Origin of the sequence: Clostridium sp. YIM B02569 (assembly GCF_022320765.1) — a bacterium.
Lineage (GTDB): Bacteria > Bacillota > Clostridia > Clostridiales > Clostridiaceae > Clostridium > Clostridium beijerinckii.
In genome coordinates this window covers 184,246-208,145 of record NZ_JAKJJX010000002.1, presented here as the reverse complement: position 1 = coordinate 208,145, position 23,900 = coordinate 184,246, and the positions used below count along the sequence as shown (strand labels likewise).

At 27.5% G+C, this 23,900-nt stretch carries 16 protein-coding genes; all 16 read right to left on the bottom strand.

Annotated elements, in window-relative coordinates; translation table 11 throughout:
- Window positions 1–11: 11 nt before the first annotated feature.
- On the bottom strand, window positions 12–1,967 hold the full coding sequence (locus L3B96_RS02550) for a BglG family transcription antiterminator (protein WP_238858730.1): 1,956 nt from the start codon (window positions 1,965–1,967) through the stop codon (window positions 12–14).
- 1,028 nt (window positions 1,968–2,995) lie between these two features.
- Window positions 2,996–3,847: a glycosyltransferase gene (locus L3B96_RS02545; protein WP_238858729.1), complete on the bottom strand. Its 852-nt coding sequence runs from the start codon at window positions 3,845–3,847 to the stop codon at window positions 2,996–2,998.
- A 294-nt stretch (window positions 3,848–4,141) separates the two neighbouring features.
- Window positions 4,142–6,058 (bottom strand): heparinase II/III family protein, encoded by a 1,917-nt coding sequence (locus L3B96_RS02540; protein WP_238858728.1) that lies wholly within the window; start codon window positions 6,056–6,058, stop codon window positions 4,142–4,144.
- A gap of 162 nt (window positions 6,059–6,220) precedes the next feature.
- Window positions 6,221–6,556, bottom strand: a complete 336-nt coding sequence (locus L3B96_RS02535; protein WP_238858727.1) for an EamA family transporter — start codon at window positions 6,554–6,556, stop codon at window positions 6,221–6,223.
- Window positions 6,549–6,893 (bottom strand): EamA family transporter, encoded by a 345-nt coding sequence (locus L3B96_RS02530; RefSeq protein ID WP_238858726.1) that lies wholly within the window; start codon window positions 6,891–6,893, stop codon window positions 6,549–6,551. The genes L3B96_RS02535 and L3B96_RS02530 overlap by 8 nt, the downstream gene beginning before the upstream one ends.
- A 3-nt stretch (window positions 6,894–6,896) precedes the next feature.
- Window positions 6,897–8,048 (bottom strand): ATP-grasp domain-containing protein, encoded by a 1,152-nt coding sequence (locus tag L3B96_RS02525; RefSeq protein WP_238858725.1) that lies wholly within the window; start codon window positions 8,046–8,048, stop codon window positions 6,897–6,899.
- Between the two features lie 53 nt (window positions 8,049–8,101).
- On the bottom strand, window positions 8,102–9,076 hold the full coding sequence (locus L3B96_RS02520; protein WP_238858724.1) for a glycosyltransferase: 975 nt from the start codon (window positions 9,074–9,076) through the stop codon (window positions 8,102–8,104).
- Window positions 9,077–9,204: 128 nt separating this feature from the next.
- Window positions 9,205–10,335, bottom strand: a complete 1,131-nt coding sequence (gene rffA / locus L3B96_RS02515; protein WP_238858723.1) for a dTDP-4-amino-4,6-dideoxygalactose transaminase — start codon at window positions 10,333–10,335, stop codon at window positions 9,205–9,207.
- Window positions 10,319–13,006 carry a YfhO family protein gene (locus L3B96_RS02510; RefSeq protein ID WP_238858722.1) on the bottom strand — a complete coding sequence of 896 codons (2,688 nt, stop codon included), beginning with the start codon at window positions 13,004–13,006 and terminating at the stop codon, window positions 10,319–10,321. The genes rffA and L3B96_RS02510 overlap by 17 nt, the downstream gene beginning before the upstream one ends.
- A 994-nt stretch (window positions 13,007–14,000) precedes the next feature.
- Entirely contained in the window at window positions 14,001–15,332 is a 1,332-nt protein-coding gene (locus L3B96_RS02505) for a UDP-glucose/GDP-mannose dehydrogenase family protein (RefSeq protein ID WP_238858721.1), read from the bottom strand.
- Entirely contained in the window at window positions 15,325–19,413 is a 4,089-nt protein-coding gene (locus L3B96_RS02500; RefSeq protein WP_238858720.1) for a glycosyltransferase, read from the bottom strand. The genes L3B96_RS02505 and L3B96_RS02500 overlap by 8 nt, the downstream gene beginning before the upstream one ends.
- A gap of 12 nt (window positions 19,414–19,425) precedes the next feature.
- A complete protein-coding gene (locus L3B96_RS02495; protein ID WP_238858719.1) occupies window positions 19,426–20,163 on the bottom strand; it encodes an ABC transporter ATP-binding protein in 738 nt (245 codons plus the stop codon).
- Window positions 20,164–20,181: 18 nt separating this feature from the next.
- Window positions 20,182–20,958, bottom strand: a complete 777-nt coding sequence (locus L3B96_RS02490; protein ID WP_238858718.1) for an ABC transporter permease — start codon at window positions 20,956–20,958, stop codon at window positions 20,182–20,184.
- Between the two features lie 76 nt (window positions 20,959–21,034).
- Window positions 21,035–21,874 carry a dTDP-4-dehydrorhamnose reductase gene (gene rfbD, locus L3B96_RS02485; RefSeq protein WP_238858717.1) on the bottom strand — a complete coding sequence of 280 codons (840 nt, stop codon included), beginning with the start codon at window positions 21,872–21,874 and terminating at the stop codon, window positions 21,035–21,037.
- Window positions 21,875–21,884: 10 nt separating this feature from the next.
- On the bottom strand, window positions 21,885–22,826 hold the full coding sequence (locus L3B96_RS02480) for a glycosyltransferase (protein ID WP_238858716.1): 942 nt from the start codon (window positions 22,824–22,826) through the stop codon (window positions 21,885–21,887).
- Window positions 22,813–23,832: a dTDP-glucose 4,6-dehydratase gene (gene rfbB, locus L3B96_RS02475; RefSeq protein ID WP_238858715.1), complete on the bottom strand. Its 1,020-nt coding sequence runs from the start codon at window positions 23,830–23,832 to the stop codon at window positions 22,813–22,815. Before rfbB ends, L3B96_RS02480 begins: the two co-directional genes overlap by 14 nt.
- Window positions 23,833–23,900 lie beyond the last annotated feature (68 nt).

Genomic DNA, 23,900 nt, shown 5'->3' with positions numbered 1-23,900 from the left:
ATCCTTAAAGTTTACTTAATAAAATTATTTATGAACTTGTCATAATTCTTGTTTTTTATTAATTCTTTTACTCCATTTTCTTCTACTAAATATTTAAACATCTTCATAAATACTGTTTCCCACAGTTTAAATTTATCATTTGATATACTTATTAAAAATACAACTTGCACAGGTAGTTCATCCCATATTATAGGCTTCTCCAAAACTAAAATTGATATAGATGAAATCTTTGTATCATTTTCTATTGGATGAGGTATTGCTACTAAATGTCCAATTTCTGTAGAAGACATTTCTTCTCTCTCAAAAATTGATTCTTTTCCCTTATCTGTCATAAAACCTTTTGATATCATCTCATTTGTTAAGAATTCTATAACTTCATTTCTATTTTTTAAGTTTTTACTTTTGTAAAAACACTCTTTTCTAAAAAAATCCTCATACCTTAATTCATTTGAATTATCTTTTCCTAATAATTTATCTTGAATTTTCTTTATATCATTCTCATCTAGCAAGTTACCTACTTGGACTATTTTTTCAGAATTTATTTTTCTAATAGGAATTGTTGTTAAGATTAAATCTACGCTATTAATTAATTTTTCATCTAGCTCATATCCTGATATGGTCTTAATTACTTTTATCTTGGTCTTAAAATATTCTTCTATTTTCGCCTTAATTAGAAAAGCTGTTCCTATACCTGTTGAGCACACTATTACTGCTGTCTTATAATTTACTTCGTTATTAATTCCCTTTCTGCTTAAAGCTGCTCCAAAATGTATCGCTACATATCCTATTTCATTTTCATCAACAATAACTTGTTCCTTTTCCTCTATTACCTTACTTGCTATAACTGCTATCTGAAAAGCTAGCGGATAATTATTTTTTATAACTTCAAGCATATCATTTCTAATATTCATATCAAATTTCATTCTGCTTATTGCAATTTTTAGATGAATTTTCAAACCTGTTATTAATTGACCATCATCCGAAAAATCAATTTCTGTAATTTCTTTTACTCTATTAACTATCAATTGCACTATATAATCACATTCATCAATATCTTCATTCTCAATTATATTTAAATATTTTTTGCTTGCTATTAAGTGCTGGGTTATATAATATATTTCTGTTCCAATTAAATAGATGTTTAATTTTTCATAGATTTCTTTCACTATTTCTTTTACAACTGGTAATTCTGATGTCTTTTCAATTACATTTATCTGATCTATACTGTATACAATTAAATTTTTATTGCTAGATCTTTTAATTGTTATTGCAATATGCGTTAGTATATTTTCGAAAGCGGCATCGGTGAGTCTTATCGAATATTTAGAAATGATTTTTAACACTATCTCTTTTAATGTCCTTAAGTCTATTCCATTAAATATATTTTTATAGAATTCATTATCATCTATACAATTTGACTTATTGTTACTAAATATATACTCAGAAATACAATACCTTATCTGCGCTTCATTTCCGTAGATCATCATCCCCTTTGTCTTGTAGCCAATTATTTTCAAATCATATTTGGCCAAATTTTTTTCAACCTCTTTAAGATCATTCTTCAATGTAGATAAGCTTATAAACATTTCTTCTGCCAAATCCATTTGAGTTATCTGCCTATCATTTAATGCATTTAAAAGTAACTTTGTTATTATATAAGAAATGCGTTCTTCCGGTGTGGAAACCTTTACTTCAAGTAAATGTTTATCATCCTTTTCCACGTTTTCATCCTCAAATTTATTAAATAAAATCTTGTTACTAACTAATAAAGTATATCCTTTTGATTTTTCTGAGTTTATTATGCCTCCATTTTTTTTCAGTAAATCATTTAAAGCCTTAATATCACTCCTTACTGTTCTAGAGGATACCCCTAAAAATTTTGATATTTCTTCACTCGTCAAAGGTTTCTTACTTTCTAATAATAACTTTAAAATATTTGCGATCCTTTTACTTAGCATATTTACCATTTGAATCCCTCCGGTATGATTAAAGTTTATCAAAGATATATATTATAGCATAGTCAATATATTTCCTTTATTTAAGGAAATAAGATATCCTTTGATTGCGAATATATTACCATCTTAATAAAAAGTATAGTCTTATATCTCTTTAGTGATCTTGATATAATGTTAAGATTCAAGGTAAGTGTCAAAGAAAATTAATACATAGTGATAGAATAATTTAAGTGATAAAATAAACCCAACAGAAAAACTTATATTCTCTGTTGGGTTGAGTTTTATAGGTGGTCTTAATGAGCAGTCCATCTTAAGTGTTTTCAGACCATGTTATATATTTTTTAGCGCGTTCCTTTTCATAAAGTTACTCTCAATGATTAAACTCTTCTGGTACGTATGATTTATTTAAAGTTTCATGCTTAAGGTGGATATTATTTCAAAGAATTTTCTTATAATATGAGCCAAACCTTGTTTTCTAGCAGTCATAGAGAATTATTAAATTCGAATCTTTTCAGTTTTCTCTAATAATATTCACATATGTTTTATCGACATGAGTATAATTTCTTTTTAGTAGTTCCTTTTTCACATAATTAAAAATAAACCGAAGTTCATTTGCACAACTTATTATCCAGTTCATGTTGATATTTCATGCTCACAACATGAGATAATAATCCATTAAAAGCTATACTTTTATATAAGGGATCACTTTGCTTGGAATTCCTGAAAAAATTTTCTAATTTTTCTCTCTAATAAGAAAGGTCAGAAACAATTTCTCTCCAATTGATATTTTCATTATTATTCATATAAATAAACCTCCATTGTTAAAATCTATGATAATTTTAACAATAGAGGTTTACATTTATTTATCCTTTAATTTTTTTACGCTTACTTTTGCCGTAGAATCTAGAGCCTTTGTAAGAAAAGACTCTGCTAAATTAACAGAAAGAAAAGTTACTGAATATGAAGTAGCTTAAGCTTAAATGCTCCCTCATTTATATTTTTAGTGGGGAGTTTATTTTTTAGCAAGCTTTGGTATTGATTTAAAGTCTTTCACCTAGAAATTTTCCAATAAATCTAATTCCGAAATTAGGCAACAAGTTTAAAATCACCTTAAAATTTCTCTCTTCAAATGCTCTTTTTAATACATATTTAGCTAAAACAATTCCGCTTTCGTTACTTCTATAATTTAAAAAATAAGTGTTTTCCTTAAAAAACACTCCTGTATCAAAATATCTATTATATAATTGCTTAAGGGTGAATATATGTGAGTGATATACTTCTGAATCAGCACAATATTTTATCCTATAACCCGCATATATTAATTTATGAGCAAAATACATATCCTCATTTATTATCAGCTTCTTTCCATCATAAGCTTTTAACTCTTTATATATACTCGCATCAACTGCTGATGACGCATCTGAATAAAAAAATGTCAATAAACCATACTTGTGTACATCTTCTTTAGAGACTATTCTAGATTCTTCTGGATAATTTTTTTCTCTAATATATTTTTCTATAGTATTATTCTCACATATCTGCCTGCTAAAGCTCGCTTCACATTCTTTATTAATTATTGGCAATATCAAATTTTTGAGCCATAAATCATTTTTCATTTTTACATCTTGTGAGATAAAGATGATTATATCTGCATCTGTTTTCATAGCAATCATTTCTCTAGTTTTACTATGAGAAAATTCCTTAGGATCTATTACAGTATAATTACATTTTAATTCTTTTAATATATCTTCACTTTTATCTGAACTCTTAGTTAAAATATATAATATCTCTAAAGTTTGCCTGTTATCTAAACTTTGACTTAATAGAATTTTATGTAATTCTGTTATATATTTTTCCCCATTATATATTGGACAGATTATTAATATTTTCATTATTTATTACCTCTTCTAATAACGTATAATTATATATACAATATAGGATATGATTTTATATATAATAAGCTCAATGCTAAATAACAAGTAAATCCTAAAATTCGTATAATCAACTTGCTTGCTGCTATCTTTAATTAAAATAATATAATGAAAGTGGATTTATAAAATTAGCAAAAACAAACAAGCTTTTTAGAAGTAAAAATAAATTTATGTTCTATAAACTTATTAGTGTTATAATTCTGAAATGAATATACTAATTGATGCCTTAGAATAATTGATTTTTCTGAATACATATTATTTACCCATCATATGCTTTAATTTGTTAATTATGAGCTCTTTATAGTATAATTTATTTTTCTTTATAACTTTAATATCAAGAACAATATTTAAATTTTTTTGTAAATTCAATACTTTGAAATCTATAATATTGATATTCTCATATGTTAACCCATCATGCTGTTTATGTCTTTCTGTTAGTGTGTTAACTTGAAATTCATTTCTATTAAAATCTATTATTACTACATAGTCAGATTCTGTACTGATCTGAACATAATTTGTAAATACATTCACTCTATTTCGTGTTACTATTCTTTCCACATATTCTTTAGGATCTTCAGAAAACTTCAATTCATCGATCAGCTTTAATATATTCTTCTCTTTATTAAAATTCCATTTTCTTTCAAAAGAAATAATACTTTTATCGGGATATACATGAATCAGATTCATGATAACATTATCTTCTTCTTCGCTTGTATCTACCATCATATCTTTAGCATAGAATATTTTACCTTGTAACTGATAATTACCGTTTATTATCGGCAAATTATGTCCTCTAGAACTAGCACAAAGAAATTTATCATACCGTTCCTTTCCAAAATATTGTGCAGTATATTCAGTGACTCCAATATCATCTAAGACATTTTCTCCAGCCACATGCAACATAAAACTTCCTATGTCATTATGATTATGTGATTCTTCATTATTTCCTCCCTTAGCAGCAAAGCCTATTATTTCACCATCTTTTTTCAGTGCTTTAGTAATAAACCACATACTATCTTTAAAATAGTGACTTTCACTTCTAGCTTCATTATTTTCAAATTCTGTAGTCCATGTAAAATCTCTTAATAATTGTCCCCATCTATAGCAGTGATCTTCTCCAATATATGTTATTTCATTTTCTGATATATCACATTTAAAATCCATCTTTTCTTTTAAATATGACATAATTCCAATTCTTATTTTGTAACTTGGTAAGTCATCTGCGAAGCATATACCTTTGCCCTTAGAAAATCTACATTTAATGGGAAATTCCGCAATTGATTTCACCTTATCTTCTTTAAAAATATCTACTTTTCCATCTGTTCTTTGTATCAAAAGTTCCCCAAACATAGTATAAAAAGAAAATCCATAAGTCCAGTATGTTAACCCTTCCGTACAAACTCCATCATCCCCAAAACTATCAATATATATTTTCAATGCCTTTAAATTTCTGTCTAATATAATTGATAACTTTTCATTATTCAAATTAATATAAATAGCTGCCATTCCGATTGAGCTATTTATAACGGCATTCCAATTGTTTTTAAGAGTTTCAAAGGAGTGCTTCTCTTTATTTAGGAATGGTTCTAATATTCTTTTTTCTATTTCTACTTCTATTTTATATTTTATAAACGGACTAAGTTTATCACTAAATATATAAGCTATTTCAGCTAAATAAAACGCTGTTTCCGCAGAAAATAAATCTAATGTTGTATAATGTTCTATAAACGAACTATTAAATATATGCTTTTGTTCATCTGTTCCATCATAATCATTAATAAGCAAAGAATCCCTTTTTAGATGAGCTGACAATGCCCACGTATATTCGTTGCAAATAGAAAATATTATATCCTCAAGCTTCCTGATATATTTTTCTTCTCCATCTAATAGTGCACATAAAGCATATGTATTAAGATAATGTCTTCTCTTAAAATATACGTTTTCAAATTTTTTCCTGTTTCCTTCTACTGCAAACTTTTTATATAAGCTATAATTGCATTCTGGCATTATTTCATTCTCAAGCTTTTCAAGCTCTTTATATAATATTTTTATACTTTTATTTACAATACTTTTTTCTCTTATCTTCTGCCAAAACTTCCTATCATTAAATTTTTCGATTAATATAATTTTATTATTATTTATTTCATTTAGAACTTTTTCTAATACATTCAAAATAAATCCCTTCCTTAAATTTCCTAAAGCATATCAATAGCCTTAATATTTATTAAAATTTACATAACAATTTATCTATTCATTAAGAATCTATAACAATTAAGCAATAAAAGTTTTATCAACTAAACTCCAATTTTGTACCATTCTTACATTATATATTATTCACAAATTAAATACTAAAATGCCTAATATTATAATAATATTTCCTACAATTTTTCTCTTTGTAATCTTTTCTTTTAAAAATAAATAGCTTAAAATCAGTATATATATATATCCAGCACCTTCAATTATAGGTACAATTTTATATTGCAATCCTCTCAATGCAAGAATTGTTAATATTGTAGATATGAATAATAATGCATATCCAATGATCACTTGAATATTTAAATACTCTTTAATAAAATTTTTATACTCCTTATTAGCACTTTTTTTCAAAACTATTTGGGATATTGAAGATATTAACACAGAAAATAATAATATAAAAATAAATTTATTCATCCAAATTCACCACTACTATTCCTAAAATAACAATAAGTGTTCCAATTATATTGGGTATAGTTATTTTTTCTCCAAAAAATACTCCAGCCCATATAAGTGACCATATAAGTGCAATAGACCTATTTGCATATGCCACTGATACATCAAATCTTTTTAATACCTGTTGCCATAGTACTGCATATATTCCAAGAATCACTATCTCTAATCCATAAAACCCAATAAATTTTATTGATAGTAATTTATTTGCTGAGGCTAATTTAGCACAAATGCTAGATAAGGTATATATAACTATTATTGCTTGCACAAATATAATATTAAAATACTTTCTATTATTCATTTTTTACTCCATACCTAGTTTTAGAAGTTCTAATACTTCTTTAACAGTATCGCAACTTAAAATAAAATATCCAAATCTTGTAGAACTATCAGTAACTTCACGACTTCCTATTTGATCTATTTCACTAACTCTATAAATTTTATCACTATGATTTTGTTTTATATTCTTATAAATATTGTAATCTTCTTCATTAAAAATGAATTTAACTGCTGCTACCCTAAGTTCACTAGTTTTAACTAATTTTAATTTTTCACCTATAGCAATATCAATAACCATATTAACAAAATCATATCCAGTTGAAATTTGAACTAAATCTGAACCAATACAATCTCCTCCCATTCTTCCACCAATTTCAATAATATTGATAATATTATTTTCATCGATTTTAAGTTCAGAATGAGATGCTCCATTTTCAATTTTTAATGCTGTTAGCGCCTTTGGAATAATTTCTTTTATTTTTTCTTCTTGTTCTTTTGTTATTCTTGCCGGCTGCATATGCGCTGTTTCAATAAAATGAGGCTGTCCAGTTGTAAATTTTTCAGTTATAGCTAAAAAATTATGTCTACCATTTTGAGAAATATACTCTATACTAAATTCTCTTCCTTCTACATATTCCTCAATTAGTGCTTCCTTATTAAATGAAACTTCAATAGCCTCTTTGACTGCTATTTTCATTTCTTCGGTACAATAAACTTTATTTATACCTCTACTCCCAGATCTATCTGTAGGCTTTACTATTACTGGATAATCAATATTTAATTCATCTAAACTTGTATTTTCAGTCACATGAATAAACTTTGGGCATGGAATTTTATTTTCTTCAAAGGCTTTCCTCATTTCAAACTTATTAGTTGAAACAAAAGTACATTCATTACTATTAGCTACTAAATTTAATGCATTGGCCACATAATTTACTGTAATTGTAGCCAAATCTGAAGCTATAGATATAACACCATTAGGTTTTATTTTTCTTGCTACTTCTAATATTTTCTCTTTTTCAATTATACTTATAGGATAAAATTTATCAGCCGTATATTCTCCAATGTCTCCATCTTTCCATGCAAATACATGTGTTTCAATATTTCTTTCTTTTGCTTTAATTATTAATTGATTTTGAAAATCATTGGCTCCTATAATAATCAATTTCCTTTTCATAATTAGCACCCGCTTCTTTCATTCTAAGCTATAATAACAAAGTTAATTACATTTTAAATTTCATATACTTTGTCCAATTCCTTTTTATTCTTATCTTTATTAACATTTACTGTTTCTCTAACTACATATTGTGGTGCATTATTTATACTTATATAGATTCTCCCAATATATTCACCAATAAGTCCCAAAACTAACATTAATTCTCCACCAATAAACATAATTGCCGCCATTATAGAACTATATCCAATTGGTAGACTAGGATCAACAAATAATTTTTTAATTACAATCCAAATCCCATATATAAATCCAACTAGTGATGAAATAATTCCTAAAACTGTAGATATTCTAAGCGGTTTTACCGAAAACGCTGTAAAGCCATTTAACCATAAAGATACCATTTTCTTTAATGTAAAATTTGATTTTCCTTCAAGCCTATCTCTATTTTCCATCGAAATATTTTTTATATTTAATGTTGTTCGTAACATAAGACCTTCTACATATGGATATGGATTTTCATATCTTATAATTTCATCTACTACAAATTTTTTAAATGCAGAAAAGTTAGTTATTTGAATATCTTTAGGCTTATCAAGTAAATAATCTACTGTGAGATCATTAAATTTACTACCAAAATTTTTAAATGCAGATTGATTTTTGACTCCATAATGTGCCATCGCTACATCATATTCGTTATGTAAAACCTCAACCAATTCATATAATCGATATGCAGGACATTGTCCATCATCATCTAAATTAATAATAACATCACCAGAGCAGTAGCGGTATCCTGCCATCATAGCCGAGTGTTTCCCAGAATTTTTTGCTAAGTCAATTACTTTTATATTATTATTGCTAAATGCCAATTCTTTTAGCACACTCAATACATTGTCTGGCGAACAATCATTAACGCATATTATTTCATATTTATTTTTACTTCCTATAGTTGTTATTATTTCCTCTATAACATCTTTAATTGTATTTTCACTTCCATAACATGGAATTACAAAAGATAATTTTTCATTATTCATTAATATTCCTCACTTTTAATATCTATTCGTGCATTCCATAACACACTAATTTTTAACTACTATTAAGCAAATACCATAATTATAATTATTTACCTAACAAATATTTGAATCCTTAAATATCTTGTTTTTTATCTTTTGTAAAATAATTTAACTTTTTCTGCTACATAATTAACTTCGTCTTCAGTTAGAGAGTGATACATTGGCAACCTAAGTAGTCTTTCACTCTCAGAAGTAGTATATACATCTTCACCATGAAACCTTCCAAAATTTAATCCAGCTGGAGAGGTATGTAAAGGAATATAGTGAAACACAGATTCTATTCCATGTTCCTTTAAAAATACAATTAATTTACTTCGTTCTTCGATATCATCTGTCTTAATATAAAACATATGTGCATTATGTTCACATTCTTTAGGAATTATAGGTAACTCTATTTTTCCATCCTCTTTTAATGGGGTCAATAACTCATTATATAAATTCCAAAGTTTTAATCTATGATTATTTATTTCTTCTGCTTTCTCCAATTGTGCATAAAGATATGCCGCATTTAATTCACTTGGTAAATAGGATGAACCAAAATCAACCCATGTATATTTATCTATTTGTCCACGCCAAAATTTACTTCTATTAGTACCTTTTTCACGTATTATCTCTGCTCGTTCTAAATTTTTTTCATCCTTTATTAATATCGCTCCGCCTTCACCAGAAGAATAGTTTTTAGTTTCATGAAATGAATAACATCCAAAATCTCCAATTGTACCTAGTGCTTGTCCTTTATATGTTGACATAACACCTTGTGCTGCATCTTCAACTACTAGTAAATTATATTTTTCCGCGATTTGTAAAATTCTTTCCATTTCACAAGACACTCCTGCATAATGTACTGGAACAATTATTTTTGTTTTTGATGTAATCGCTGATTCAATCAAGTTCTCGTCGATATTCATAGTATCTGGGCGAATATCCACGAATATGATTTTTGCCCCCCTCATTACAAATGCATCTGCTGTTGATACAAATGTAAATGCTGGCATAATAACTTCATCTCCATCTTTAATATCCGCTAATATTGCAGCCATTTCAAGTGCATGCGTACAAGATGTGGTAAGCAATGCTTTTTTTGTTTTTGTTCTTCCTTCAATCCAAGCATTACACTTTCTTGTAAATTCTCCATCGCCGCAAATCTTATTATTACTTATAGCTTTTTTTATATATTCCATTTCTTTTCCAATAAATAGTGGTCTATTGAATGATATCATTCTTATTCATCCCTTCCCTATATAATCCATTTCTATCTTTTATTGATTTCAGCAAGATAAACATAATGGTTACAATTGATATAAATCCACCTATTACAACTCCTTGTGGTGTATAACTTAATTCTATATCATGTTGCCCAGATTCTAACTGTATACCTAGCATTCCCTCGTTAACATTAAGAGTATTTGTTTCTGCTCCATCCACTTTAACTTTCCATCCCTTATCATACGGAATAGTCCATGTTAATATTTTCTTTTTATCAGTTGATATTTTACCAACTATATTTGATTCAGTAAATTTATCTATATTGAATAAATCTTTATTTAATATAGATTTACTCATGTCTTCTCTTTCATACAACTGAATATTTTGTAAATCAACTTTTTTATCTTTATTTCCAATAACTATTTTTATGTTTTTAACATTCTTACAGTCAATAGGAATTGAGTATTTCTCTTTTTTATGACTAATATTCAATACATTACATCTATTCTCATCAAATGTATCGTTAGTGCTATAATATACTTTTCCAGTCATATCAACATTACTTTTTAAATTAAACTCCAATAAAATATCGCTATTGCACTTTTCATTTAATGGGATAATTATACATGAATCTGAATTCTTAGATGTATATGAGATTAAATTTTTATCATTTTTATCTATTATTAAATCTTTAAATTCCAAATTATTATAGTCAATCATTTTACTTTTTATAGCTTTTGCTTTATTTAAAAATTCTACATCTTGATCAATTACAACACTGTTAAGAATAGTTTCTGCTTTTTTTCCTACACTCAACTTTTGAAAATCTTTATCTAAAATATAGTTATCATATGTGAATCCTAACGGAAACGCCTCCTTATTTTCATATATATTAATATCATTAACCGTATCTACATAACTATAAGTATCATCGGATTTATTTCCTTTATCAAGTATGTATTTTACTCCTAAAAAACTTATTAATCTTTTATCTCCCTGAAAATTATCAATTTGGCTTGTATTTTGGAAAAAGTCATCATACTGCTTAGCAAATTGAAGATATCCAGTGGAATTTAATGAGTTATATGCTGTAATCCCATAATAATTTTGATAAACAGAATCATTTAAAAATACAGAATCATATTGTTTATCAACTCTATAAAACCCACTATTAAGCCTATTAATTAATTCAATAGCTTTATTACTATTATCAAAATACCCACTATTTTCATTCATATATGATGTATTTAATGTATTTCTCATATTTAAAGCTATATAGCTATTTGAGGTTAAATCTAATAATGTTATTACAAATAATATATATATATATTGCTTTTTTTTCTTCTTTGTATAAAATATTAACATCAAAAAGCTTAAAACTATTATAGAGATAATAAATGCACATTGTATTAGTATCCTATATAAATTTATAGGATTAATTTGCTTATTGGTACTAACTAATACACAACAGACCGATATTACTAAAACAATAATTAAACTTATCATTGTTCCTAATAAAAGATTCTTATTAATATTTTTATTATCAATTATCTTATTTAATGTAAAAATACCGCCTAATACTATTGTAAATATTATCAGATAACTCCACCTATATGCAACTGTACTAAACCCATTAAATCCATATGATACTATTGGTGAACTTATTGATAATATAACCAATATAATTATCAACGAAATGACTTTTCTTTTTTCCTTAAAAATAATAAATAATTGAGGAATTAGTAATATCATCAAAATAGCACTTGATAATATCATGTCCTCATAATAGTTCCAATATCCAATATAATTAGTAGTTCCCATTAAATTATTACTAAATAGTCTAGTTAATGTTGACGCCATATTAAAATAATTTTGAAATAAATCTGGTACCTTACTATTACTTGAAACTCTAGGTGAACTTAATATTAAATAACAACTTGGAATAAAAACAATAGCACTTATTCCAATGGAAATCAAATACACAACTACAACTTTACATGAATATTTTAAGAATTTAATTAATTTAAATTTTTTAAATATTAGAAATCTTATTGTTGAATATATGAAAATATATATGCTCACTGCATATGACATATAGGCTGAATTTATTAGCAATAAAGTCAGCCCTGCAATAAATATGCCTTTCTTGCCATTCCTAAAAAACATTTCTAACCCATAAATAATAATAGTAAATAGGACTACTTCTGTAGCAAACATATAATGTTGCCCCCAAAGTACTATATATCCATTAAATGCCCAAATCAAACTTCCTAGAATCGTTACTTTTACATTAATTCCTATCATATTTAAATATAAATAGAAAATTAATCCACTAATATATAATTTAATTATCATTAAAAGTACTATACCATATGGGATCATTTTTATTGGGAAAATAATCAAAATTATGTTGAATGGATCAAACATTAAATCCGTAAGTGAAAAAATATTTGTTCCTATTCCCATATGAAAAGACCAAAGACTAAAAGTACCTTCTTTTATTGATTGTAATATAAATTTATAAAATGGCCAATATACATAGTATGTATCTGAACCAGTGTCGGTATATATTAATAGATTATTTCCAAAAATAAATTTGGCAAATACTATTGCCGTAATAATAAAAAATACTAAACTATAAATTTTAACGTACTTATCCCGAAATAAATAAATAATTTTCTTCATAAATAATTTCCTCTCCAAATAAAAACGTAGCTGACTCTTTAAATACATATATCGTAAATTACTTTCAACATTCGGACACATGATCTAACTATTACATAATTGGGAAACATATGTTTATATTCATACAAGTTTTTGAATCATATTCTATCTTGTAGTAAAGAATTCTAAAATACATTATTATCAATAGAATAATTTAACTATAGCGACATACTCCCTATCGAATCCATTTTCAGACTAAGTAATATTAAAAATATTAATTCAAGTCTGTCTTTAACTTATATTTAAAAATAGAAAAAATCACTAACTATCTTTATGTAATACTTCCTTTGTTTATCACAATATGCTTTACCAGTTTCATAATCCAATATTCAAATAAATTTGATTCTATTATTTTTCCTGCAAGTATATACTTTTTCTTATTTCTCTTTACAAATGAATTCTTTTATATTACTTGATAACTCCTAACCATGTATTCATATTTTATAGAAAATAGTACATACTAAGTTATTGATGCATTTTTAAAATTGCAAAATCATTTTTAAATTTTTTCTTTTATTCGCTAAGTTTTTCTATTTTATATTTTACTGTAGGCAATATCTAATCTTTCACCTTTACCGTGCATTAACGCATTTCACTTTATTAGTTCTATTTTCCACAGATATTAATCTTATTTAATATCTTACTATAACCTTATTTTTAATTTTTACATTTTACCATAATTGATCATTGAATAAAAAAATTTAAGCTATCAATCTTGATTTAGAAGTTACTTGATCTAAATTTATCTAATTATCCGTACTTGTATATGTGAATATGATTATTTTTACTAAATACTTATTTATCTAAAATATGAAAAATCTCATCCAATGTTTTAGATTTTAATTAATCACCATGTTTTACTCTAGAAGCTTCAATAAAAATATAACTCAAAATACTATGCTTAAGTATGCAACCATTTATAATAGCACTAAATTACCAACAGATTCCAAAATCTTTACATTCCAACTGAATAATACTTAAATATTAATTTTATATCATCACTTTTTGAATAAACATTTCTTAAATCAAAAAAGACTTCTCCCCTCATATTTTCTTTAATTCTATTTAAATCCATCCCTCTAAACTGATGCCATTCTGTCATAAGAACAACTGCATCAACGCCTTCAACAGCTTCATATTCATTCTTGGTATATAAAATTGATTCTTTTATATTCACAAGCCTCCACTTTGCCTCACTCATTCCTTGTGGGCAAAACGCTTGAATTTTTGCTCCTTTAGATACTAATCCATTAATTATATCTATAGAAGGTGCCTCTCTCATATCATCAGTATCTGGTTTAAATGACAGCCCTAATATAGCTACTTTTATATCTTCGAGTTGATTATCTTCTCCTAAGACGGCAGTGATTTTATCCACCATCTTCTGCTTTTGTTTTTCATTTGCTGCAATAGCTGCTTCCACCACTTTAAATTCTTCACCATGCTTTTTAGCAATATCAGCTATTGCTCTTGTATCTTTTGGAAAACAAGATCCACCATATCCTGGACCAGCATGCAAAAATTTAGGGGATATTCGCCCATCCATTCCCATTCCTCTTGCAATTTCTTGTATATTCGCACCTACTTTTTCTGCTAAAAGTGCCATCTCATTAATATAACTAATCTTAACTGCTAAAAATGCATTACATGCATATTTAATCATTTCCGCTGTCTCTATATTGGTAAATAAAAATGGGGTTTGATTAATGTAAAGTACATCATATACTTTTTTCATAATATTTTTTGCTTTTTCCGATTCAGTCCCTATTACTACACGGTCTGGTGTCAAACAATCCCTTACTGCTTTTCCTTCTCTTAAGAATTCTGGATTTGAAACGACATCAAAACCATAATTACATTCTCTGTTGTTTAATATTTTTTGAATGGTTTCTTTAACAAGTTTTCCTGTTCCAACAGGTACTGTTGATTTATCAACTATAACTTTATATCCATTCATATACTTAGCAATGCTTTCTGCTACTTGCAAAACATAAGTCAAATCAGCACTTCCATCATCCTTAGGTGGAGTTCCTACTGCAATAAAAATCACATCACTATTTTCAGTTGTCCACTTCATATCTGTGGAAAATCGTAATCTCCCTGCTTCTACATTTTTATCCATTAGTTCTTTCAATCCTGGTTCATATATGGGCACTTTTCCTTCTTGCAACATGTGAATTTTTTCTTCAATTATATCCATACAAGTTACTTGCATTCCAAATTCCGCCATAATAACACCTTGAACTAGGCCTACATATCCAGTCCCTACTACACCTATTTTAAGCATAATTATTCTCCTCTAAATTAATATCATTTACTATTTGTTTTACTCTTTGTTCAAATGTATGATTTTTAATAACTATTTCGTATCCTTGTTTTATCTTTTCTTGTCTTAATTTCTCATTACTAATATATAAATCTATTTTTTGCCCTAAGTCTACCTTATCTTTATAAGTAACTACTGCATCACCAAAATATTTTTCTAATCCTTGTACTTCATCTGTTATTATAAAACTCTTACACGCTAAAGCATCAAAGATTCTATTAGATATAAATCCTTTTTCTCTCATATCATCCCAATGATCATTTAAAACAACTTTTGCGCCTCCATAATGCCTATAAAGTTCTGTATTTGGAATGTTTTCTCCTTTTATATACTCATCTGGAATTAGTCCTCTCCAGTTTGTTCCAAATACAGACAATTGATACTTACTTGGTATTAAATCTTTAATTACTTTTCTAAATATCTTTCTAGAATTTCCAACAAACAGTAATTCATATTCTAAACAATCATTTTCAACTGGTTTAAATACCAAGGTATCTGAACATTGTAATAACACTTCTATTTTTGTATAAGAGTTTTGTGCATTTCTTCTAACATGTTCTGCCCAAATTTCTGAGGCAATATATGTAGTATCATAAGAATAATACTCTTCCATAGTAATCTTATCTGGATGAGAAATATTCCACATAATATTGTAATGATAATTTTTAGGTTCATATTTATTAAGACCTCTTAGTACCATAATTATATCTGCATAAGAATCATCATCATTCCATTGGTTAAGATATTGGAATTTAGCTTCATATCCTAATTTTTCAAATTCTCTGATTAGTGCTAATGCAAAATGGTAATCTCCCCACTCTTCTGCAATTTCTGCCCTAGGAACAGGTGTCTTAATAATTACTGTTTTTCTAGGTTTCACGCAACCTAGCATTCCTAATAATTCATCTACTCTAGTGTCATAAGTGTGATGTTCTAATACCTCTGTTTGCAATTTCTTAACTAATTCTATTCTTTCTTCTTCATGAGTTAAATAATAAGTTATAAGATCATGGAGTTCTTTTTCATTTGTATAAGTTGGCAGTAATTTATTAAATGTATGTTCTGCTCCAAGTAAACCATTGGTAATGACAAGAACTCCGCTGCATAAAGCATCAAACACTCTACTATTTACTGAACCAAATGGCTTAGTTACCCTGTTCGCATCATCTATAACAATCTTGGTTGAAGCATAAATCTCAGGCATTGTAGAATATGATACAAATCCTTTATTATATGGTGCAAACTTATCAATTTTATCCCAATTTGCACCGTAGATGTTAAATTTATATTCCGGATATTTTTGTGGATTCAACATATCAATAATCTCTCTTGGATCATTCCAATAGCTCCCTGTAAAACAATAATCACATTCTAACTCTGGACTTAATATCTTATTTAAAGTAAATCTTTCTTTGTTGCTTCCAATTTTTAACAGTAAAACTTTTTTATCAATAATACCTTCCATATACTCACATGCAATCTCACTTGAAGCAGCCACATAAGTATAGTCATTTATATAAGGTTTACTTGCCCATCTTTCAAACCAATTTCTTGCCCAAGCGACTGTAACTAAATTTTTATTGTTGCATTTAACTTTTCTCACATCATAGACATCTAATAGAGCGATTACTATATCAACATCATCATTTACTTGGTACCAATCTTCAGGTCCCTTTCTCTTAAGAAATTCAATTTCCCATCCTCTGTTCTTCATGGCTTCGCCAAATTCCATTGCTGTGAAATAATCTCCTGCTGTTACATCGTCTCCTGCCTCTGTTACTGCAAATGCTACTTTTATCTTTGTATCAAAAAATCTGTTATCTTTAGTAAAAATAGATTCATTATATTGCTTTTCTAACCAAGCTTCCCATCTTAACTTAAATATTTTTATATTATTTAGTCTTCTTTTACTTACCGCAACTGAACTTTGCTTTGATTGTGTCCCAAATTCAAAGTGATAAGCCATTGATGATGGAACAATGTAATTAGTATATCCCTTCTTTATTAACTTTAAGCTAAAATCAACATCTTCATAACCATATATATATTCTTCTGTAAATCCTCCTACTTGGAAAAATTTATTACGCTGAACCATTAAGGATGCACCAGTTACACTTGCAATACTAGTTGTCTCCTTTATTGACTCGTTCGGAGATTTCCCATTTAAATAATTGTACGGAACCATTCGCTCTTCTGTTTTATTAAACTTAATTCCGCAGTGTTGAATAGTGAAGGACTTATCTTTATTTGGGCTATCTTTTGGACATTCTGGATAGAATAACAATGATCCTGCCACACCTATTTTTTTATTATTACAACAAGTAATAAGTAATTCCTCAAGCCAGCCTTCAAATACTTCTATATCATTATTGGCAAATAAAAAATATTCACCTTTTGCTATTTCCGCACCTTGATTATTTGCTTTAGAATAAGTTTCATTTTTCGAATTTTTTATAACCTTTATATCTAGATTATTTGCATAATTATTAATGATATCTAATGACTTATCGTTAGATGCATTGTCCACTACAATAAGCTCAATAGCATCATACTTTATATTTTCTATAATTGATTTAAAGAAAATTTTTAAATGATCCGCACCATTATGATTTACTACAATAATTGAAACAAGAGGGTTTCCTTGTATTCCACTTGTTTCAATATATTTTGTATGTAAACTTGAAATATATTTTTTGTCTTTTTCTAATTGCTCTAAATCTCTTATCATAAAGTTTTCAACTTTCTGAATAGCCACATCTAATTTAGGTGCTAAATTTAATGCACTTTCTTTTCTCTCTTTATTCTCTATTTTTAGAGAATTTTTTTTTTTCTTTTGTATTCCCTCTTTAAATAATCTCGCTATTCTAACTGGCATCTTAATTGTATCTATAGATGGCTTCATTCCTCTAACAATTGCATCACCAATCCTATATTTTATAGAGCCTAAATGTATTGTATTATCTATTACTAATTTGTTAATACGCTTATCTTTTTCTTTAATTAATTGTTGCATTTTTTTATTTTCTTCTAACTGATTATCATACTTATCTTTTAAAACATCATTTTCGGATTGAATTTTAGTCTGATCTGCTTTTTTCTGTTGAACTGTTGTTTGTAATGCATCCTTTATACGTATATAATTGTCTATTTTATTTTTTAATTCCGTGTTTTGTTTGCTTAATTCTGAATTCTGCTTGCTTAATTCTGAATTCTGCCTGCTTAATTCTGAATTCTCCTTGTTTAATTCCGTATTTTGTCTATTCTTTTCTAAATTGCTTCTTTTCAAATCTTTGCATTTTATTATAAAATCTATACGTTCATCTTCTATCTTATGTATAACATCTTGTTTAACAGTTTGATTATTAATAACATTTAATATATTTTCATGTTTCTTTTTATCAAAAACTATTCCTAGCCCAAAAAATCCTGGGATAGAAACAAATTCAATATTCTCTTGATTCGGAAATTCTTTAATAAAGTCTTCGATAGCGGTACGAACTCCATTTCTAGGATTATTTTCATAAATAGAATTATCTAGATGGTCATTCAATCCACCCTCATCTACTAAATTTAACTCACCAGGTAACATACCCTTTTTAGCATACGCTTGTCTATAACCAACTGGTATATTATCTGGATTATAATATAAGTCTCTTCTTGCATATGGCCAATCAATATCATGTAGAAAAATTAGTGGCAATTCGTTATTCCCGAAAGTATTTCCAATTATTTTCAACTCATTATATACGGTATACCAATTATGATCCCCATCAACTAAAATCACATCATAATCCTTTAGCAAAGGTAATCTATTTAAACTTAAATCTTTGTAAAGCTTGAATACCCCTTCGTGTTCTTTTTCCCATTCTTCACTATCATATTTAGGAAATGGATCTATAGATATAACTGTACCTTGCACATCTTCACAATATTTAATTAAGTTTTTAGTTCCATAACCATTATCTGATCCTATCTCCACTATCTTTTTTGCATTTATTGCTTCTAAGCATGGTTTCATTACAATATCCCAAAATCTATTCATAGTTAATCTCCTTTACTTATTCTCTAAAAACATTTGACACACAGTTTTTGAATCTCCGACCATCCTAAGCTGGCCTTTATCTATCCAAGCAACTCTATCACATAATTCCTCTACTTGTTTGATAGAATGAGATACAAACAATACTGTAGTACCTCTATCTATCATTTTCTTCAATTTATCTTGACATTTTTCTTGAAATTTATAATCTCCCACAGAGAGAACCTCATCTACAATTAATATTTGTGGCTCTACTATTGTAGCAATAGAAAATGCTAGTCTTGCAACCATCCCAGATGAATAATTTTTAACAGGCACATCAATAAAGTTACCCAACTCTGAAAATTCAAGTATATCATCAAATGCTTTATCAAGTTTTTGCTTTGAATATCCTAAAATTGCACCATTTAAATACACATTTTCTCTTCCTGTTAAATTATTATCAAATCCCGCACCTAATTCTATTAGTGGTGCCATTGATCCTTTTATTTTTACTCTCCCTTTTGTAGGTTTCATAACTCCTGCTATTATTTTTAATAATGTACTTTTACCAGACCCATTATAGCCTACAATTCCAAATACTTCACCTTTTCTAACCTTTAAACTTATATTTTTGAGCGCCCAAAATTCTTTATATAGAAGTTGATTTTTTATAAACTTAATAAAGTATTCCTTTAAATTATCTATCTTTTCCTGGCCTAGATTGAATCTCATAGATACTTCATCTACTGAAACCACTATTTCATCCTTCATCGCTAAACTCCTTTATTTCTATATACTAAGTATAAACTCATCTTGTTTTTTGTAAAATACAAGTAATCCTATTATAAGAGCAACTAATCCAAAAGAAAGGCAGATTACATTATCCATAAGTGTAGGCACTTTATTATATAATACTATATTTCTTAGCATTTCAATCGTATGGTAAAGAGGATTTACTTCTAATACCCATAAAATATTCTTTGGTAAAATTTCTGCTGGATAAAACAAAGGTGTAAAATACATCCAAGCTGTAAGCAATACTCCATATAAATGCATTATATCTCTAAAAAATACTGTATAAGTAGCTAATATTAAGCCCAATCCCAACGAAAATAGAAATATGTAAAATAACGGCAATGGCAACATAATTAATGTTAAATTAAATGGAGTTTTGGTTACTATCATTACAAGTAATAATGCAATTAATGAAAACAATAGATTTACAAATGCAAATGCTACTTTTGATAATGGAAATATATATTTAGGAATATATACTTTCTTGAGTAATGAACTTCCCCCTATAACAGAACCTAAGGCTCCATTAGTAGCCTGAGAGAAAAAATCAAACATTATCTTTCCAGTCAAAAGGTATACTGGAAAATTAGGTATATTGTGCTTAAACAAAGTTGAAAATACTGCTGTTAAAACAATCATCATTAATAGTGGATTAAGTAATGTCCATAATAATCCTAAATAAGATCTTTTATATTTAACTTTTATATCTTTTCTCACCAGCTCAGCCAATAAGTGCCTGTACTTAGTAAAATTATACCAATATTTTTTCATAAAACTCTCCTATTTGTCACATATAATTTTCATAATTAATATTTTGAATAATAAATAATTAGATTATACTATGTCATTATATTATTTCTAATAAAAATCTATCTAAAGCATCTTTCCAATTTGGTAGGATATTGAATCCATTATCTAGAAGACTTTTCTTGGAAAGCCTAGAATTAAAGGGCCTTACCGCCTTAGTTGGATACTCACTTGTTGGAATGGGATTTATATTACAATTTAAATTTGCTTTTCTCATAATTTCTTTAGCAAACTCAGCCCATGAGCAAAAGCCTTCATTAGTAGCATGATATATTCCATACTTTTCCGATACAGCCATATCACATAAAAGCGGTGCTAAATCTGCTGTATAAGTAGGACTTCCGATTTGATCACAAACTACACTCAAACTTTCTTTTTTTTCTCCAAGTTTAAGCATGGTTTTCACAAAATTATTTCCATTAATTCCAAATACCCAAGAAACTCTAACTATGAAATATTTATCTAAAATTTCTTTCACCTTCAATTCACCTTCATACTTTGATTTTCCGTAAACTGAAAGTGATTCCTTATTTCCATCTACTTCAAATGGAATATTACCTTTACCATTAAAAACATAATCTGTAGATATGTAAATCATTTTAGAATCTATTTTTTTGCAAGCCTTGGCTATATTCTCTGTACCATATACGTTTACCTTAGAACATATTTTTTCTTCATCCTCGGCTTTATCCACTGCTGTATATGCTGCACAATGTATAATACATTTTGGCTTTAATTTTATAATATATTCATAGGTAGCAGTACTATTTGTAATATCTAATTCTTCTCTGCCAATTCCTATACATTCTTCATTCCTTTTATTTAATTCTTTTATAACATCATAACCTAATTGTCCATTTACTCCAGTAACAAGAATCATTTTTATCATCTCACTTTAATTTATTAATTATAATTTTAAATAACCAATTCGGAATATATTTTATTATAATTTCAAAGTATGCTTCTTTTGTATCTAAATAAGAGTATTTTAATATTTTCAATATATTTTTATTTATCCTAGCATTGCAAAAATTCTCAATTTCATTTAAATTTATGTTATTAATATGTTTCTTTATTTCATTAATTCTTTGCTTTAATATATCTACTCTTAAATTATAATAATCTTTTTTATTGTAAATTCCCCTTAAACTTCCTGTTTGATTATTTTCATGCATTCTATATCTTACCATTGCTGCATTTATAAAAGATATTTTTCCATAATAGCTAGCCATCATGCAAAGCCATTGGTCATGTATAGTAACTTCTGAAAATGGAATAGATTTCTTTGCTATTTTTTTATCTATAAGAAGGCAGCATCCAGAAACACAATTACTAAAAAAAAATTTAGGAAATAACGTTTCCCCAGAAACATAATTTATTCTTGGTTTCTTTTCAATTAACGTTTTTGCTATTACTTTTCCTTCCTCATCTATTACAGACATATCACTATAAACCAATAAAGAATTATCCTTTTTCAATGTATTTAAAAGAATCTTTATTTTATTAGATTCCCATATATCATCTTGGTCACAGTATGCAAAAAAATCACCTGTTGCCATTTTTGTAAGTTCTTCAAATGCTTTATTGGATCCTTTATTCTCAAGACCTCTTACTATCACATATGAAAAATTTGTAATATATCTTTTTATCAACTCTTCACTAGCCGGGAACTCAGGGCAATCATCATAAACTAATAACTCTATATTCTCATAAGTTTGTTCATTTAAAGAAATCAGCTGTTCTATAAACCAAGATTCATTTGGTTTATATACAGCTAATAATATAGATACTAATGGCCTATTTATTTCTATTAAAGTATTATCTATTTTCATACATCCCCTTATAATAGTTTTGATATTCGCCACTGATTATATTTTTCCACCAAGCTTTATTATTTAAATACCACTTAATAGTCTTCTTAATTCCTTCATCAAAAGTTGTTGTAGGAAGCCAGCCAAGTTCATTATGAATTTTTGTTGGATTAATAGCATAACGCATATCATGACCCTTACGATCTCCAACAAATTTAATAAGATCTTCTGATTTACCTAGTTCATGAATAATAGTTTTAACTACTTCTAAATTTGTACGTTCATTATGTCCACCAATATTGTATACTTCCCCAACTCTGCCCTTATGAATAATTAAATCAATTGCACTGCAATGATCTTCTACATATAACCAGTCACGCACATTTTCACCAGTTCCATATACGGGCAATTCTTTATTATTTAAAGCATTTGCTATCATAAGGGGAATTAACTTTTCTGGGAAATGATATGGCCCATAGTTATTAGAGCAACGCGAAATTGTAGCTGGAACATTAAAGGTTCTATAATATGCTCCAACTAACAGATCTGCTGATGCCTTACTTGCTGAATATGGACTTGATGTATGTAAAGGTGTCTCTTCAGTAAAAAATAAATCTAGTCTGTCTAAAGGTAAATCTCCATAGACTTCATCTGTAGATACTTGATGATATCTCTTTATTCCATATTTTCTACAAGCATCCATAAGTACTTGTGTACCCATAATATTAGTTTTTAAAAATATTTCTGGGTTTTCAATGGAACGATCCACATGACTTTCTGCTGCAAAATTTACTATTATATCAGGCTTTTCCGTTCCGAACATATTGAACACCGCATTTCTATCAGCTATATCTATTTTATAAAAACTAAAATTAGAATTATCCTTAACTGATGCGAGTGTTTCCATATTTCCAGCATAGGTTAACGCATCTACGCAGATAATTTTATAATCTTTATATTTATTAAGCATATAGTGAACAAAGTTACCACCTATAAACCCTGCTCCACCTGTTACAACTATTTTCATTTTCCACACTCCGTTTTCAATGTACAATTGAAAATTAACAATCGACAATTTAGGATTAAATTCCATTG